The organism is Pantoea sp. Mb-10 (genome assembly GCF_021272205.1).
Classification (GTDB): domain Bacteria; phylum Pseudomonadota; class Gammaproteobacteria; order Enterobacterales; family Enterobacteriaceae; genus Pantoea.
In genome coordinates this window covers 164,478-178,847 of record NZ_JAJSDX010000005.1, presented here as the reverse complement: position 1 = coordinate 178,847, position 14,370 = coordinate 164,478, and the positions used below count along the sequence as shown (strand labels likewise).

Below are 14,370 nucleotides of genomic sequence, written 5' to 3'. Positions count from 1 at the left end.
TTCGGGCTTTGTTAATTGCACTGCTTTCTTAAATAAAAAGCAGCGTGAATCTATTCACCCGCTTTTAAGCCGGAACGTCATACGCACCTTTATTTTATCCAGGGGTATCACATGAATCGCCGCACGATTATTAAACTCAGTCTTTCCGCATTATTATCGTTAAGTATGGGTTTCACTCTGCCCGCTTTTTCCGCATCAGAAACGAAAACCATGGTCACCGTGGTGAAAGAAGCGGGCATCCCTTGGTTCAATATTCTTAATCAGGGCCTCAAGGAAGGCGGCGAAAAATATAACCTGAAAACGTCAATGGTGGGCCCTACCCGCGCGGATCCGGCACAGCAGGTAAAATTAATTGAAGACTTGATTGCGAAAAAAGTCGATGTCATCGGCCTTGTCCCCCTGGACACCAAGGTCACCGCGCAGGTGGTTAAACGGGCGCGCGACGCCGGCATTATGGTGATCACCCAAGAGGGCCCTAACCAGCCGGGTAAAACGTGGGACGTGGAGTTAATCAGCGCGCAAGCCTACGGTGAAGCGCAAATGAAAGCGCTCGCGCGGGAAATGGGTGAGAAAGGCGAATATGTGGTGCTGGTGGGCACCTTAACCACCACCGGCCACAATCAGTGGGCTGACGCCGCCATCGCTTATCAGAAAGCCCACTACCCCAACATGAAGCTGGCGACAGATCGCCTTCCCGGTGCCGATTTTATTGATGAGTCTGAGCGCGTGACGCAAGACGTTCTCAAAGCGCATCCTAACGTGACGGGCATTATGTCGATGGGCTCGAATGGGCCGATCGGCGCAGGTAACGTGTTAAAAAAACGCCATCTTGAGAAGAAAATCGCGCTGGTGGGCACTACCATTCCCTCCCAGGCGCGCGCCTATATCCTGTCGGGCGTGATCCGCGAAGGTTTCCTGTGGAGTCCAAAAGAAGCGGGACTGGCCATGACCGCCGTGGCGCGCCTGGCCTTAGATAAAGCCGACTTCAAAACCGGCATGACAATTCCTGGCTTGGGTGAAGCCACGGTAGACAGCGCCAACAACGTGATTATGGTGGATCGCATCCTGCAGATCACCAAAGCCAATATTGACGACCTCGTTAAACTCGGTCTCTGAGGCCTCCCTCTCTGAACGGGCCCGCGCGCGGGCCCTCTTTCTCCGTTCCTGGAATCGCTAAGGGGTGACGTATGCCCACATTTTTACAACTTGATGGCATCTCGAAAGTGTTTGGCGGCGTGCGCGCCCTTTCGGATGTCAGCCTGTCGCTTGAAGAGGGCGAGGTGCACTGTTTATGCGGCCAAAACGGCTGCGGAAAATCGACCCTCATTAAAGTGATGGCGGGCGTTCATCAGCCTGAGCCGGGCGCGCGTATCACCATCAAGGGCCAGGACGTGTTTCCGCTTTCGCCGGTAGGCAGCACCCGGTTGGGCGTTCAGGTGATTTATCAGGATCTCTCGCTGTTTCCCAACCTTACGGTTGCCGAGAACATCGCTATTGGTCAGCACGCGGGCGGTTTTAAACGCGTCAATTGGAAACAGCTTTACGCCATCGCCGCCGAAGCCGTGCAGCGCATCGGCGTTTCCCTCAATTTGCATGACAAGGTGGCCGATATCTCCATTGCCCAGCGCCAGCTCGTGGCCATATGCCGGGCCATGGCCGCCAATGCCCGGCTGGTGATCATGGATGAACCCACTTCGTCCCTGACCCGCCATGAAGTTGACGCGCTATTAAGGTTGACCCAGCAGTTAAAGCAGCGCGGTATTACCATTGTGTTCGTCAGCCACAGACTGGATGAGGTGCTGGAGATCGCCGACCGCGTCACGGTGATGCGTGATGGGATTAAGCTCGGCACCTGGGACGCCCGCGAGATGTCGGACAAAAAGCTGGCGACGCTGATGACGGGTAAAACGTTCCATTACGAGTCCGTGGCCAAAGCGCGACCGGAAACCGACACGGTGCTGGCGGTGCACAACTTATCGCGCGCGGGAGAGTATCAGGATATTTCGCTGGATATCCGCCGCGGTGAAATTCTCGGGCTTACCGGCTTGCTGGGCTCGGGACGCACCGAACTGGCGCTGAGTTTGTTTGGCCTGACGCGGCCGGATCGTGGCGAAATCAGGCTGCACGGTTCGCCAGTGCGGCTGCGATCTAACCGTGACGCTATCGCACAAGGCATTGCCTATTTATCAGAGGACCGGCTGGCGCTCGGCCTGGTGCTGGAGCAATCCATCCGCGACAACATCACGCTCTCGGTGGTGGAAAAATTGGTTAATAAAGCCGGATTGATTCGCGAAGAGGCCTACTCCGCCACGGTGAAGCACGCGATTGCGTCCTTAACCATCAAGGCTGGCGATCCCGAAAACAAAGTGAAAACGCTCTCCGGCGGTAACCAGCAGCGGGTGGTGCTGGCCAAATGGCTGGCGACCCAGCCTAAATTGTTGATTCTGGATAGCCCCACGGTAGGCGTAGATATTCACGCGAAAGACGGTATTTACGCCATCGTACGAGAACTCGCCGCCAGCGGCATCGCTATTTTGATGATCTCCGATGAAATTCCGGAGGTCTACTACCATAGCGACCGGGTGCTGGTGATGCGTGCGGGTCGGCTGGAGGGAGAGTTTTACCCCGGCCAATGCAGTGAAGAAGCCTTAAAGGAGGCGGTAAATGCGTGATGAACTCCAGCGTTTCCTGCATTCTCATGAGTGCCGCCTATTGGCGGTGCTGGCCGTGATGATCGCCGCGCTGACGATCTTCACTTCTGAATTTGCCACCCTACAAAATCTGCTGGATGTCACAGGCGCCACAGCGTTTATTGGCATTATGGCGGCGGGTTTGCTGGTGGTGATCATTACCGGCGGGATCGACCTCTCGTTTGCCGCCGCCGCCTCCATTACGCAATATGGTGCGCTCACCTTAGCCAACCATGTGGGGCTGGGCTGGCCGGGAGTATTTGCCGTTGCCATCGGGCTTGGCATTCTGCTCGGTGCGATCAACGGCTTGCTGGTGAACGTGTTACGCACCTCGGCGCTGATCATTACCATTGCCACCCTGAATGTGTTTTATGGCGTGCTCCTGACGGTCACCGGGGGGGCCGACATTTTTATGCTGCCTGACTGGTTCAATGCTGGAATTGAAATCGTGTTTTACACCGATGCGCAAGGTAATCCTTACGCGCTCAACCTGCAAATTATGGCATTGGTGCTGGCATTTATGCTGACCTGGCTGCTGCTGAACCGGAGTAATACCGGCCGCCAGATTTACGCCATGGGCGGCAATCCGGACGCCGCGCAGCGCGTCGGCTTCAATGTTTTCCGCCTCAATATTCTGGTCTATGCCTACATGGGGGCGCTGGCCGGTCTGGCCTCGCTGGTGCAGGCGCAGCTCGCCCAATCGGTTTCCCCTACCGCGCTGGTCGGTCGCGAGCTGGATGTGGTGGCTGCGGTGGTGATTGGCGGCGCCAGCCTGATGGGCGGCAAAGGCACGGTGCTGGGTACCGTGCTGGGCGTGGCGCTGATCGCCATTATGCAAAATGGCTTGATATTGCTCGGTATCTCCTCCTACTGGTCACTGTTCAGCACCGGTTTGGTGATCATCGCCGCCATGATCATGATGGCGCGCGAGACCCGTAAACAGAACAAGCTCGTTGAAGAAGGAGCGGTGACATGAACACCTCGCTGTATGAAAAAATGGGGCTAAGGCTGGGGACGACCAATGTCCGGCTGCTGTTTATCCTGATCGTGATGATGATTGGGCTGGGGCTGGTCGAGGGCGACAAACTCTTTGCCGCCTCCGGTCTACGCTCAATGGGCTTTCAGCTACCGGAACTCGGCTTTCTCGCGCTGGCGATGATGATCCCGATGCTCTCCGGAGGCATTGACCTCTCGATTATCGCCACGGCCAATCTGTGCGCCCTCACCGTTGCCTATACGCTGACCGCCTTACTGCCTGAAACCCACGGCAGCGCAGGCGAACTGCTGCAGCTCGGTGCCCTGCTGCTGGGCTTGCTGCTCGCCGCTGCGGTGGGGTTGATCAACGGCGTGCTGGTGGCGTACCTGCGCGTACCGCCCATGCTGGCGACGCTCGGCACCATGACCACGGTGAAAGGGCTGGCGATTGGCGTGAGCCACGGCGACGTGATTTCCGGTTTTCCCGCGCCGGTGGTGTTTATTGGCAACGGCACGGTATGGGGTATTCCTTTCGCGCTCATTGTGTTTGCCCTGGCCGTGATCCCACTCAGCATTTTTGTGAATAAGACCCCACTGGGTAAATCGATCGCCATGATCGGTTCCAACGAGCGCGCGACGTTCTATTCCGGCATCGATACGCGGCGCAGTTTGCTCTGGGTCTATCTGATTTCCGGTATTTTCGCGGGCATTGCCGGCATTATTATGATGGCGCGCTTCGACTCCGCCAACGCCGCTTACGGCGAAAGCTATCTGCTGGTGGCGATTCTGGCCGTGGTGCTGGGGGGGGTTGATCCCTTGGGTGGGTTTGGCCGGGTCAGCGGCGTGATCCTCTCGCTGGTTATTCTGCAAATGGTCTCTACGGCCTCTATCCTGTTGGATTTAAGCCAGTTCATTACGCTGGCGCTATGGGGCGCGATTTTAATCGCCGCCTCGGGTGGCGTCGTGGTGAAAGCGTGGTTTACCGAGCGCAGAAAAACGCGAACCAAACGCCCAGCCAGCGTGGGCAAAGCGGGCTGATGCGTACGCGTTCAATAGGGATGTGCCGCAGCGTGACGGTGGAAAGCACGCTGTTTCGGACTGACCATGCGCCGACAGAACGTCCCGGAATTTACGCAGTCAATAGAGGGGCGAAACGCGCGGTTGAGTCACAGCGCGTGCAGCGATTGGCTTAGCGCCTGAATCATCTCGCTAACCGCCGCTTCGCGGCGGCGATAGTAAGTCCATTTCCCCACTTTACTGGCTTCAAGCAGGCCAGCATCGTGCAGAGATTTGAGGCAAAGCGACGTGGCGGGCTGTGATAAGCCCGCCTTGTCCTGAATGAGACTGGCACACACGCCATACTGGTCGAAGGGAAAAAGTTGCGTGTAGTCCGCAAAGGCTTCGTCCGGACATTTAAGCCATTTCAGCACCGCCACCCGCGTGGGATTGGCCAGCAGTTTAATGGCATTTTCGGGTGACATGCCGTGTCCATACCTTAGACAGTGTAAAAAGGGTAATCAGTATAGCCTTTTCGGGTGCCGCCATACAAAGCGGCGCTGTCGAGTGGATTCAACGGATATCCCGCTTTCAAGCGCGTCGGCAAGTCGGGATTCGCAATAAACGGACGCCCAAAGCCAAACAGTTCGCCCCAGCCGTTGTCCAGCATCGCCTGCGCCTTGGCCTGGGTATAGCGGCCAGAATACATAATGGGCGCGCGGAAGGCCTTGCGCAGCGCGCGACGGAAGTCCTCTGGCAGATCGGGGCTGTTGTCCCAGTCTGCTTCGGCAATCGACAAATACCCAATATTGAGGGCATCTAACATGTGCGCCGCCTGAATATAGGTAGCGTGCGGATCGCTCTCCACCAGCCCCAGATACACGCGCGTTTCATCGGTGCTCGAGAACAGTGGCGCAAGCCGCACGCCGACGCGCTGGCTGCTGAACACGCGGCTGACTGCTTCCGTGACCTCGCGCAAGAACCGCAGGCGATTCTCCAGCGACCCGCCGTACTCATCGTCGCGGAAATTAGTGTGTTCCGAAATAAACTGGTTGATCAAATAGCCGTTGGCCGCGTGCAGCTCAACGCCATCAAATCCCGCGGCTTTTGCGTTCTCTGCGGCCGTGCGGTAGAGCCCCACCACGGCTTTGACCTCGTCAGTGGTCATGGCGCGGGGCGCGCTGGGTGACGTGAGCTCCCCCGCACCGGGGCCGGTTTCGACAAACACACGCACGCCGGTAGCCTGCACCGCCGAAGGGGCAATGGGCGCCTGTTGACCGGGCTGTAGCGCCGTATGCGACACGCGGCCGACGTGCCACAGCTGACAAAAAAGGGTCCCGCCTGCGGCATGCACCGCGTCGGTCACTCTTTTCCAGCCCGCGACCTGCGCCTGGGTGTGAATGCCGGGTGTCCAGGCATAGCCCTGACCGCGCGGTTCAATCTGCGTGCCTTCGGTGATCATCAGGCCGGCGCTGGCGCGCTGGCGGTAGTAGTCCACCATCATGTCACCGGGGATATTGCCCGGCTGCTCACTGCGGCAGCGGGTCAGCGGCGGCAGCGCAATACGGTGGCGCAGCGTCAGCCCACCCAGCGTGAGGGGAGAAAAAAGCGACGACATAGTCCTGTTCCTGTATTGAAAATGTCCGCGCATTATATTTATACATTTAAATTTGTAAATGTATAATCTGTGCGGTTTTCTCGGTGTCGCACTGCGCCGGGATCCTTTCAACCGCCTCGGTGAGCGAGGCGGTTATCGGCAATCAGTGGTGCAGCAGATCGTCCACAATCGCTTCTTTACTTAGCTGATAGGGGAAAAAGGTTGGCCAGTTTTCCAATTCGTTAAACAGCGCGGCCTGCGAGACATTACCGGTGAAAATGTGGAAATGTCCGGATTTCCTCGGACCGATGATGTGATCGCTGAACTGCACAAATTTCGGCGCGGCGCTGGTTTGATCGCTGCAGGCAAAGAGATAACGCACCCCTTTTTTACCCGAAACGTAATGCAGAATTTTGTGGCCCTGGTAAACGTAACGACATGCGTGGGTCACACCGTTGTCTGTAAACTCCATCACGCCGTTTTCAATGCCGATCTCTGAAAGGGTACTGGCATAACCCGTAAGATAATATTTTTTTACCTCGCTGAAGGTCTTGCTTTTATCTGCCTCGGCTTTTTTGCGGAATACCGGATCGAGCGTGCCATCTTTGGCATAGGGATAAATCGATTGCCACACGCCATCCCAGTCGCTCAGCGGACGATCCTTTACGTCGCCGTCGCTGAAGACGCCTTTCGCCGCATTTATCTCTTTCGCGCTGAGCGGCGCACCGTGCGCGTGATCGCCATGAGCAAACACCGCGTGACTGACCAACATTCCCAGAAATACCATACCGAACTGCAATCTCATCTGTGCCAATCCCTCTCTGTTTTTATGAATGTTATAACATAACACAACAAACGGTTACAGACAGACTTTCTTCGCCACACTTTTACCTGCCGCGCATGATGAAAGCCGTCGCGCTGAAAAATGTCACTTTCTGGTATGCGATTGTCAGTTGCTGGTGCGTTTTTGGGCGTCACGGCACGCACACTGGACGCCGATACTCACAAGGAGCTATGCGATGTTAACCAACCCCTCACGCAAATATCAGCCGCATCCGTCAATAATGTTATCAGAGAGGCAGTGGCCTAACGCGGCGCTGACCCGCGCGCCCCGCTGGCTTTCAACGGATTTACGCGACGGCAACCAGGCGCTGGCGGAGCCCATGGACAAAGCCAAGAAGCTGATGTTCTGGGAGCTACTGCTGAGCTGTGGGTTTACTGAAATTGAAGTCGCCTTTCCTGCCGCCTCGCAAACGGAGTTCGATTTTGTGCGCACGCTGATTGAAGAAAACCGGGTGCCCGCTGACGTTACGCTCCAGGTGCTGACGCAGGCACGCCGCGACCTGATTGACCGCACCTTTGTCGCCCTGCAGGGTGCACGCCGGGCAACTCTGCATCTCTACAACGCCACGGCGCCACTGTTTCGCGACGTGGTATTTCGTCAGACGCGTGACGAGATCGTGCAGCTGGCGGTGACGGCGGCGCAACAGATTCGACAGCGCTGTGCCGCCGCGCCAGAAACGCTCTGGACGTTTCAATATTCCCCTGAAACCTTTTGCTTTACCGAGCCGGATTTTGCCCTGCAAATTTGTGAAGCGGTCGCCGAAGTCTGGGAACCGAGCGCCGAACGCCCAATGATTATCAACCTGCCTGCCACGGTAGAGGTGAGCACGCCTAACCTGTACGCCGACCAAATTGAGTATTTTTGTCGCCATTTTACACGCCGGGAGCAGGTGTGCATCAGCGTACACACTCACAACGATCGCGGCACCGGCATTGCCAGCGCGGAACTGGGGCTGTTGGCGGGCGCTGAGCGCGTGGAGGGCTGCCTGTTTGGCAACGGCGAACGCACCGGCAATGCCGATCTCATCACGCTGGCGCTGAATCTGTATACCCAAGGCATCCCGCCGGGCCTCGACTTCAGCAACATGAAGAAGGTCATTGATGTGGTGGAGGCCTGCAATCAGCTGCCGGTTGCGCCGCGCCATCCTTATGCGGGTGAGCTGGTGTTTACCGCCTTTTCAGGCTCCCATCAGGATGCGATCAAAAAAGGCTTCGCTGCCCGCGAGCGCGACCCCAAAGGCCCGTGGCACGTGCCTTATCTGCCGCTGGATCCCGCCGACATTGGCTGCAGCTACGCCGCCGTGATCCGCGTGAATAGCCAATCTGGCAAGAGCGGTGCCGCGTGGTATCTGGAACAAAACCACAATCTGCACCTGCCCCGCCCACTGCAGCAGGATTTCAGCCTGCGCGTGCAGCGTGAAGCCGAGCGCGATGAGCGGGAGATGACGCAGGAGGCGGTCTGGACGCTTTTTCGCCGGGCATATGGGCTGATCGACGCCCCGCCGCTGCAGTTAATCGATTACGCCAGCCACGGCCCGTCAACGCAGCGCACCGTGCTTACCGCTGAAGTGCAGCACCAATCAAAACGGCTGCCCCTGCAAGGTGAAGGCGCTGGGGTGCTCTCTGCGGCCGTGACCGCCCTGTGTCGGCATTTTAAGGTTGAGGTGGAAATTGTCTGCTACGAAGAGCACATCTTGGGAAAACGCAGCGACAGCCGCTCCGTCGCCTATCTGTGCTGTCAGCGCCGCGGCGGTGCCAGCGCGTGGGGCGTCAGCATTGATAGTGATATCACCCGCGCCTCGCTGCAGGCGCTGCTGAATGCGCTTGGCAATCTGCTCAGCGACGAAAATAGTCGCTTGGCGTAACGTCCATCACGCGGCGAAACATCACGCTAAATGCGCCGGGTGTGGCATAGCCGAGATCCAGCGCCACGCGCGTGACAGCCTCGCCCTGCGCCAAACGCATCAGGGCGTGCAGCAGGCGTGCGCGCCGTACCCATTCGCTGAAGTGCATGCCGGTCTGCTGATAAAAATGGCGGTTCAGCGTGCGGCCGCTGGCGCCAAGGGTGCAGGCGGCCTCGGCGATCGACCATGTCTGATGGGGTGCCGCGCGCACCGCCTCACTCAGCTGCTTCAGGCGGGCGCTGGTGGGCTCTGGCAGATGAAAAGGCAGCGTATCTATCAAGCGTATTTCATCCAGGATTAAGCCATAAATTCGCCCATCCCGACTGCCCGAGCAGTCGTCAGCAGAGAGCGTCAGCGCGCTGAGGATCAGCTCGCGCAGCAGCCCGCTTACGCCCACCACTTGACAGGTGGCGGGCAAATCGGCGCGCGCCAGCGGATCAATAAACAGCACGCGGGCCTGCACTGCGCCCGTGATGTCTAACGCGTGCGGCGTATTGGCCGGGATCCATACCCCGCGCGACGGCGGCACCACCCAGCATCCTTCGCGCACATCAACGCGAATCACGCCGCTCAACGTGTGAATCAGCTGCGCGCAGTGATGCACGTGCCACGCTTCGCTGTCGCCGTGCTGATAGTCATGGGCATAAGGGATGATCGGACGGAGCGTAAAATCAAAATCGCGCTGGTGCGTCATGCGGGCGTGCTTCTCCTGTTAACCGTTCGATCGTGTTGTTCGCGTCGTTGCCGGGAACGACGCGGTGAGGTCAATAAGCGCGTAACGTGTTAACAGCGCCCCTTAAAATAAGGTAAAAGGATCGTGCTCGCATGACAACATTGCTGCAATGTCCAGGCGCGTTTTCCCTCCTCACGGGTGGGTGTTGCCCCTGCCTTTGCCTCGTGGGCCACCTATCAAGTGAGGTAAAACTGCCGCTTGAACGCAAACATGTCCTTCATAACGCAAAACTCCGGATTCCCCAACGTGAACACCGGGACGCGCTGCACGACCTGGGTTTTCCAGTGCGCCAGCGCGTCGCGCCAGGCGCTGTCCTGCGCGTCGGTAAGCGGCGCGATTTGGTAGCCTAAGGTAATATGAAATTGATAGTGGTCGTGGTCGGGATCGCGGATGCCTGTGACGTCAGCTAAGCGATCGCGCAGGCGGCGTAGACGCGTTTCCGTCGCGGCATCGGCCGCTATCAGGCGAAGCGTCAGCGGCGTTTCCGTGGCGGCCGGGGCGGCAGGATTCACGCGCAAACGATACGGCGCGGCATCCTCACCCAGCCGAAATTGCTGCAGGCGCTGCGCCAGTATCTCACTGCACTGCGCCATCGGCATATCCAGCGGCAACCCGGCAGGCCACAGCGGATAATGGCGATCGCGATCGTCGGCGCAGCCAAAAATGGTCATGTGATAACTGGAGGGCGGCAGCGCCGTGATGCAGCGTGCCCAACTCTGCCGGGGCAGTTCACGGTAGACATCCAGTAACGCATCAAAGAGGTGCGATCCCTCTCCCTGCTGCGGAAGATGACAAATGACCGTATTACCCGCAAAAGGCAGCACGCCCCCTTCCGCGTCGAACTTACGCCCCACGTCATGGGGCAGATGCTCGGCCGCCGCAGTGCGCAGCGCCGCCATACCCAGCGTTAAGAGCGAGCCTTTTAACAGCATGCGTCGTGTTGCCATGATTCACCTCGCGTTTGGCTTAAGAATGAAGATGTGCGATTGCAGCGTGCCAGCGAGAGATGGAAAAAAAATGACAGCGCGGTGCGTTTTGACCTGCGGCGCGTTGTGACCCATGCAAAAAAAAGGCTATCGCAAGATAGCCTTTTATCCACGGCGCAGACGCCGCGTCAGGTTAAGCGCTTCACCGGCGCATTCTGCTGGCGGTCCCACATCACGGTGAGCATGCGCTGAAGCGCGATGAACGCAAACAGCAAAATGCCGATGGCAATCTTGGTCCACCACGAGCTCAGGGTGCCATCGAAGTTGATCCAGGTCTGGATCAGCCCCTGAATCAGTACGCCAAACAGCGTGCCCAGTACCGTGCCGACGCCGCCGGACAGCAACGTGCCGCCAATCACCACCGAGGCAATCGCATCCAGCTCAACCCCCAGTCCAGCGAGGGCGTAGCCCGCTGAGGTATAAATCGAGAACACAATGCCCGCCAGCGTCGCCAGCGTGGTGGAAAGCATATAAATTTTGACCGTGGTCGCGCGGGTGGAGACCCCCATTAATTGCGCCGAGGTCAGGTTGCCGCCGATGGCATAGACCTGATTACCAAAGCGCGTACGGTGCGCCAGCAAAATGCCGCCAATCACCACCACCAGCATAATCACGGCCAGCAAACTCAGCCGCCCTCCGCCCGGCACTTTCCAGGCCAAACTGGAGAGCGTGGTATACAGCGGATGGTCAATGGGGATGGAGTTTTCCGAGACCAGATAGCTACAGCCGCGCAGAAAAAACATGCCCGCCAGCGTAATAATAAACGCGGGAATTTTCAGTGCATCAATCAGCCAACCCATCATGGCACCAAACAGCGCGCCCATCGCCAGTACCAGTGCAAAGGCCACCAGCGGATCAACGTGATAATCACCGATGACGCGCGCCAGAAACACGCCGCTAAACGCAATGACCGCGCCCACGGAAAGATCGATACCACCGGACAAAATCACAAAGGTCATGCCCACGGCGATGATACCGAGAAAAGCATTATCGGTAAGAATATTGCAGATAACCCGCGTGGAGGCGAAGCCAGGAAACTGACTTAAACAGAATAGATACCCTGCCGCAAACACCAGCAGCGTGATCATTAACGGCAAATGGCGCTTGATCATTTCGGACGTCTCCCTTTCAGGATGGCAATGAAACGCGGTGACTGCAGCAGCAGCACGCACATCACCACCACCGCTTTCACAACCTGGTTTAATTCGGGCGGGAAGCCAGAGAGCAAGATGCCGGTATTCATGGCCTGAATGATCAGCGCGCCCACCAGCGACAGCACGATGTTAAACCGCCCACCCATCAGCGAAGCCCCGCCGATAACCACTGCCAGAATGGCGTCCAGCTCCAGCCATAATCCGGCGTTGTTGGCATCGGCGCCGCGAATATCCGCCGCCACGATCAATCCCGCCACGGCGGCGCAGAGGCCGCTGATCAGGTAAGTGGACATCACCACCAGCCAGCCATTGACGCCTGCGTTGCGCGCCGCGCGCAGGTTGATCCCCACCGCCTCAATAAACAGCCCTAATGCGGTTTTGCGTGCCAACAGCCAGACCAGCAGCGCCACCAGCAGCGTGATCCACACCGGCACCGGCAGCAGCCACAGCGCGCCGCTGCCAAACCATGACAGGCTATCGCTGTTAAACGTCACGATTTGCCCTTGGGTGATCAGCTGCGCCACGCCGCGGCCCGCCACCATGAGAATCAGCGTGGCCACAAAGGGCTGAATTTTTAACAGCGCCACCAATACGCCGTTCCACAACCCGCACGCCAGACCGGTGCCCAGCGTGGCGAGAATAATCACGCCCAGACTGTGTCCGGATACCGTCAGCGTGGCGGCGGTGGCACCGGCTATCGCCATCACCGCGCCGACCGACAGGTCGATCCCGCCGGTGGCGATCACCAGCGTCATGCCAATGGCCAACAGCGCCACCGGCGCAGCGCGGTTAAGAATGTCAATGGGGCTGCCAAACAGGCGTCCGTCCTGCACGTGAATGGCAAAAAAGTTATTCGCCACCACGCTGTCGATCAGCAGCACCAGAATCAGCGCCACCAGCTGCGGCATCCCCTGCGGCATTTTGCGCTTGGGCCGCTGCGTTTTTGGCTGTGTCATAGGCGATTCAAGCATGTTGTGTTCCTCCATCGGCAATGGCATTCACAATAGATGCCACCGACAGCTGCTCCAGGGGGATCTCGGCGACCTGCTTGAGATCGCGCATGATCACTACGCGGTCGGCATAGCCCACCAGCTCTTCGAGTTCCGAGGAGATCACCAGCAGCGCCAGGCCGTCAGCGCACAGAGACTCGATCAGGCGGATAATTTCCGCGTGCGCGCCCACATCAATGCCGCGCGTGGGTTCATCCAAAATCAAAAACTGCGGTTTGGTCACCAGCCAGCGCGACAGCAGCACCTTTTGCTGATTGCCGCCGGAGAGGAGTTCAACCGGCTGGTCGGCATGCGGCGTGCGAATGCCCAGGCTTTTGATAAAGCGCTCGGCAATCGCCTGCTGTTCACGGCGTTTGATCGGCCGCAGCCAGCCGCGCTGCGCCTGCAGGGCCAGGATAATGTTCTCCCGCACCGAGGCCGCGCCAATAATGCCGTCGGTTTTACGATCTTCCGGGCAAAAGCCCATGCCTAAGCGTGACGCCTGCGCCGGGGTGCGAATCTGCTGCACTTTTCCTTTGATGGTGGCCGTACCGCGATCGGCACGGCGAATACCAAACAGTACTTCCGCCGTCTCGGTGCGGCCGGAGCCTAACAGCCCCGCCAGCCCCACCACTTCGCCGGGGCGCACGCTCAGGTTGAACGGTTCAATGGTGCCTTTCTTGCCGTAGTCGGTAAACGACACCACCGGCTGATTGCTGCGCAGCGTACTTCCCTGGCGCTGGAGCGCCGTTTCCAGTAGCTCGCGTCCCAGCATCAGTTTGATCAGATCGAGCTGCGGCAGCGCGGCGGTGTCGCGCGTGGCGATAAATTGTCCGTTGCGTAACACCGTGATGCGATCGGTGATGCGATACACCTGATCGAGAAAATGGGTGACAAAAATCAGACTCATGCCTTTGGCGCGCAGCTGGTCCATCAGGGTAAACAGCATCTCAACTTCGCTGGCGTCCAGACTGGCGGTGGGTTCATCGAGGATCAGCACTTGCGCGGAGAGATCCACCGCGCGACAGATGGCGATGATTTGCTGCATCGCTACCGAGAAGTGGCCGAGCGGACGCGTGACGTCGAGCGCGAAACCGGCGTTGCGCATCAGCGCATCCGCGTCGCGCACCATGCGCTTGCGGTCAATCAGACCAAAGCGGCGCGGCTCACGCCCAATGTAGAGGTTATCAGCCACCGACATATTCGGCAGCATGTTGACTTCCTGATAAACGGTACCGATGCCGAGGCGCTGTGCGTCTGCAGTGCTGTGCGGCGAAATAGCGGTGCCGTTCAGGGTGATGGTGCCGGCGTCGCGCGCATATACGCCCGTCAGCACTTTAATCAAGGTTGACTTGCCCGCACCGTTTTCACCCAACAACGCCATGATCTCACCCTTGCGGATGCTAAAAGAGACGTTATCCAGCGCTTTGACGCCGGGAAATCCTTTACTGATGCCGTCAAGTGTTAACAGCGTCGTGTGTTCAGAACTGCTCATCAGGTTCT

The 14,370-nt window shown here is 58.3% G+C and carries 13 protein-coding genes; 5 read left to right on the top strand and 8 right to left on the bottom strand.

Annotated elements, in window-relative coordinates; all coding sequences use genetic code 11:
• Positions 1-111 precede the first annotated feature (111 nt).
• The 4 genes from LU196_RS12270 to LU196_RS12255 all read left to right on the top strand — a co-directional run bounded on the left by LU196_RS12270 (position 112) and on the right by LU196_RS12255 (position 4,703).
• Positions 112-1,116 (top strand): autoinducer 2 ABC transporter substrate-binding protein, encoded by a 1,005-nt coding sequence (locus tag LU196_RS12270; protein WP_232757555.1) that lies wholly within the window; start codon positions 112-114, stop codon positions 1,114-1,116.
• Positions 1,117-1,187: 71 nt separating this feature from the next.
• The gene (locus LU196_RS12265) at positions 1,188-2,672 is read left to right on the top strand and encodes a sugar ABC transporter ATP-binding protein (RefSeq protein ID WP_232757556.1); all 1,485 of its coding nucleotides are present in this window, start codon (positions 1,188-1,190) and stop codon (positions 2,670-2,672) included.
• Positions 2,665-3,666 (top strand): ABC transporter permease, encoded by a 1,002-nt coding sequence (locus LU196_RS12260; protein ID WP_232757557.1) that lies wholly within the window; start codon positions 2,665-2,667, stop codon positions 3,664-3,666. The genes LU196_RS12265 and LU196_RS12260 overlap by 8 nt, the downstream gene beginning before the upstream one ends.
• Positions 3,663-4,703, top strand: a complete 1,041-nt coding sequence (locus LU196_RS12255; RefSeq protein WP_232757558.1) for an ABC transporter permease — start codon at positions 3,663-3,665, stop codon at positions 4,701-4,703. The genes LU196_RS12260 and LU196_RS12255 overlap by 4 nt, the downstream gene beginning before the upstream one ends.
• 128 nt (positions 4,704-4,831) lie before the next feature.
• Here LU196_RS12255 and LU196_RS12250 read toward each other — a convergent pair whose 3' ends face one another.
• From LU196_RS12250 to zinT, 3 genes are all read right to left on the bottom strand, one after another.
• The gene (locus LU196_RS12250; protein ID WP_232757559.1) at positions 4,832-5,146 is read right to left on the bottom strand and encodes a helix-turn-helix transcriptional regulator; all 315 of its coding nucleotides are present in this window, start codon (positions 5,144-5,146) and stop codon (positions 4,832-4,834) included.
• 14 nt (positions 5,147-5,160) lie between these two features.
• Positions 5,161-6,279: an alkene reductase gene (locus tag LU196_RS12245; RefSeq protein ID WP_232757560.1), complete on the bottom strand. Its 1,119-nt coding sequence runs from the start codon at positions 6,277-6,279 to the stop codon at positions 5,161-5,163.
• A 142-nt stretch (positions 6,280-6,421) separates the two neighbouring features.
• A complete protein-coding gene (gene zinT / locus LU196_RS12240) occupies positions 6,422-7,063 on the bottom strand; it encodes a metal-binding protein ZinT (protein ID WP_232757561.1) in 642 nt (213 codons plus the stop codon).
• 214 nt (positions 7,064-7,277) lie between these two features.
• Here zinT and leuA point away from each other — a divergent pair, with 214 nt between their 5' ends.
• Entirely contained in the window at positions 7,278-8,966 is a 1,689-nt protein-coding gene (gene leuA, locus LU196_RS12235; protein WP_232757562.1) for a 2-isopropylmalate synthase, read from the top strand.
• Here leuA and LU196_RS12230 read toward each other — a convergent pair.
• The 5 genes from LU196_RS12230 to LU196_RS12210 all read right to left on the bottom strand — a co-directional run bounded on the left by LU196_RS12230 (position 8,938) and on the right by LU196_RS12210 (position 14,362).
• Positions 8,938-9,699, bottom strand: a complete 762-nt coding sequence (locus LU196_RS12230) for a helix-turn-helix domain-containing protein (RefSeq protein ID WP_232757563.1) — start codon at positions 9,697-9,699, stop codon at positions 8,938-8,940. The two genes, leuA and LU196_RS12230, sit on opposite strands and share 29 nt — an antisense overlap.
• A 215-nt stretch (positions 9,700-9,914) precedes the next feature.
• The gene (locus LU196_RS12225; RefSeq protein ID WP_232757564.1) at positions 9,915-10,685 is read right to left on the bottom strand and encodes a DUF1868 domain-containing protein; all 771 of its coding nucleotides are present in this window, start codon (positions 10,683-10,685) and stop codon (positions 9,915-9,917) included.
• A 167-nt stretch (positions 10,686-10,852) separates the two neighbouring features.
• Entirely contained in the window at positions 10,853-11,836 is a 984-nt protein-coding gene (gene yjfF / locus LU196_RS12220; protein WP_232757565.1) for a galactofuranose ABC transporter, permease protein YjfF, read from the bottom strand.
• Positions 11,833-12,849, bottom strand: coding sequence for a galactofuranose ABC transporter, ATP-binding protein YtfT (gene ytfT, locus LU196_RS12215; RefSeq protein ID WP_232757566.1), 1,017 nt, complete (start codon positions 12,847-12,849; stop codon positions 11,833-11,835). Before ytfT ends, yjfF begins: the two co-directional genes overlap by 4 nt.
• On the bottom strand, positions 12,842-14,362 hold the full coding sequence (locus LU196_RS12210; RefSeq protein WP_232757567.1) for a sugar ABC transporter ATP-binding protein: 1,521 nt from the start codon (positions 14,360-14,362) through the stop codon (positions 12,842-12,844). The genes ytfT and LU196_RS12210 overlap by 8 nt, the downstream gene beginning before the upstream one ends.
• Positions 14,363-14,370: the final 8 nt, after the last annotated feature.